2 protein-coding genes are annotated in these 2,148 nt (G+C 71.5%); both read right to left on the bottom strand.

Annotated features, from left to right (window positions below; genetic code table 11):
* Positions 1–936 (bottom strand): choice-of-anchor X domain-containing protein (locus D588_RS0118880; protein WP_017917083.1); only part of this gene is annotated, 936 nt, incomplete at its 3' end.
* A gap of 238 nt (positions 937–1,174) precedes the next feature.
* Positions 1,175–2,148 (bottom strand): 5-methyltetrahydropteroyltriglutamate--homocysteine S-methyltransferase (metE, locus tag D588_RS0118875; RefSeq protein WP_017917082.1); only part of this gene is annotated, 974 nt, incomplete at its 5' end.

The following is a 2,148-nucleotide window of genomic DNA, read 5'->3' as shown; positions in this document are numbered from 1 at the left end:
GGTGCCGGGCTGTGCGCTGGCGGCGACCGCATTGGCGGTGATGCGCAAGGTGGTGTCCAGCACCGGCAGCACGTGCTCGCTGGTGCGCACGAAGGCCTGGCCGCCGGCGTCGTGACCATGCGCCACCACCTGCGCGATGTAGGTGCCGGTGGCGGTCGCCGGGAAGTCGCCGGCATACACGCCATCGCCCGCGGCGCCGTCGCCGTGGCGGCCGTCGTCGGCCATCGGCCACTGGCTGACGGAGCCGTCCGGCGCGATCACGCGCAGCTGCGCGGTGTCGATGCGGCCGCTGCCGGCGCTACGCGCCAGCGACACGCCGCCCTGCGCATCGATGCCGCCGAGCAGGGCGGTCAGGCCGATGCGCTGGCCGCGCTGCAGTTGCGCGCGGTCGCTGGGATAGGACGCCAGTTGCGTGCGTGGATCGCCCTCCATCAGCACGTAGCCACGCTGCGCCGTGCTGCTGCCGTCGGCCTGCAGGGTCAGGGTCCAGTCGCCATTGGCGGCGCTGTCCACGTGGTACTCGCGGGCCGGCAGCGCGGCGCCGCCGGCGCCCAGTTGGGTGGCCTTGGCGCTGGGCGCGAGCAGCGGCGTGGCGGCGGCGGTGCCCATGCGTGCGCTGGCCGTGGCCGGTGCGCTCAGGCGCGGTTGCCAATCGTGTTCGCCGGACAGCACCACGAAGCGCAGCTTGCCGTTCTCCACCGGCAGGGTGGTGTGCCACTGCGCCGGGCCACTGCTGCGCGCGGCGGAGAACTCCACCGGCAGCAACGCGCTCTTGGAGAGGATCGCCGCTTCCGCCGGGGCGGGCGCGCGCATCTGCGCGAACTCCTCCGGCGGTCCGGCCAGTTGTTTGGGAATCAGTTCGGCCGCGTGCAGCGCGGCGGCGGGGACGACGAGACACAGGACGCAGACGGCGGACAGGTTCGACAGCTTCGGCATGACGCGCTCTCCCTGGCGGTGCTGAGAAGCAGACGCACATGCCGGAGCCGCGACGCACCGCGCCGCCGGCAGCACGTCGGCGAGGACGCAGCGCCCCCTCGCCACGCGTTCGCCTGCGGTTATAGCCAGCGCACATTGCCGGACAAAGACGCAATGCAGCAATGCACGCCGAACTGGGATGCCGGACATGCTGCAAGCGCAGCGATGCCCGGCGCACGTGGCGCCGGGCATCGCCAGGTCACGCCGCCTGCGCGTGCTGGCTGCGCAACTGCTGCGCCGCCGCCACCATCGCCTGCAGCGCGGTGCGGGTTTCCGCCCAGCCGCGGGTCTTCAGCCCGCAATCCGGGTTGACCCACAGCTGCTGCGGATCCAGCACCGCACGTGCCTTCTCCAGCAACGCCACCATCTCCTGCGTGCTCGGCACGCGCGGCGAGTGGATGTCGTACACGCCCGGCCCGATCGCGTTCGGGTAGCGGAAGCGCACGAAGGCATCGAGTAGTTCCATGCGCGAGCGCGAGGTCTCGATCGAGATCACGTCCGCGTCCATCGCCGCCACCGCCTCGATGATGTCGTTGAACTCCGAGTAGCACATGTGGGTGTGGATCTGCGTGGCATCGCGCACCCCGGCCGCGGCGATGCGGAAGCACTGCACCGCCCAGTCCAGATACGCCTGCCAGTCGGCGCGGCGCAGCGGCAGGCCTTCGCGGATCGCCGGCTCGTCGATCTGGATCACGCCGATGCCGGCCGCCTCCAGGTCGCGCACTTCGTCGCGCAGCGCCAGCGCGATCTGTCGGCAGGTCTGCGCGCGTTCCTGGTCGTCGCGCACGAACGACCACTGCAGCACCGTCACCGGTCCGGTCAGCATGCCTTTCATCGGCCGCTCGGTCAGCGACTGCGCGTACGTGGTCCAGCGCAGCGTCATCGGCGCCGGGCGCTGCACGTCGCCGTAGATGATCGGCGGCTTCACGCAGCGCGAGCCGTAGCTCTGCACCCAGCCGTGGCGGGTGAAGGCGAAGCCGTCCAGCTGCTCGCCGAAGTATTCGACCATGTCGTTGCGCTCGAACTCGCCGTGCACCAGCACGTCCAGGCCCAGTTGCTCCTGCGCACGCACGCAGCGTTCGGTCTCGGCGGCCAGGAACGCGTCGTACGCGGCATCGTCGAGCTTGCCGGCCTTGTGCTGCGCGCGCGCCTGCCGCACCTGCTCGGTCTGCG

It is taken from the genome of Xanthomonas sp. SHU 308 (assembly GCF_000364645.1).
GTDB classification, from domain to species: Bacteria; Pseudomonadota; Gammaproteobacteria; order Xanthomonadales; family Xanthomonadaceae; genus Xanthomonas_A; species Xanthomonas_A sontii.
The sequence above is the reverse complement of the archived record's forward strand: the minus strand, read 5'-3'. Positions and strand labels throughout refer to the sequence as shown.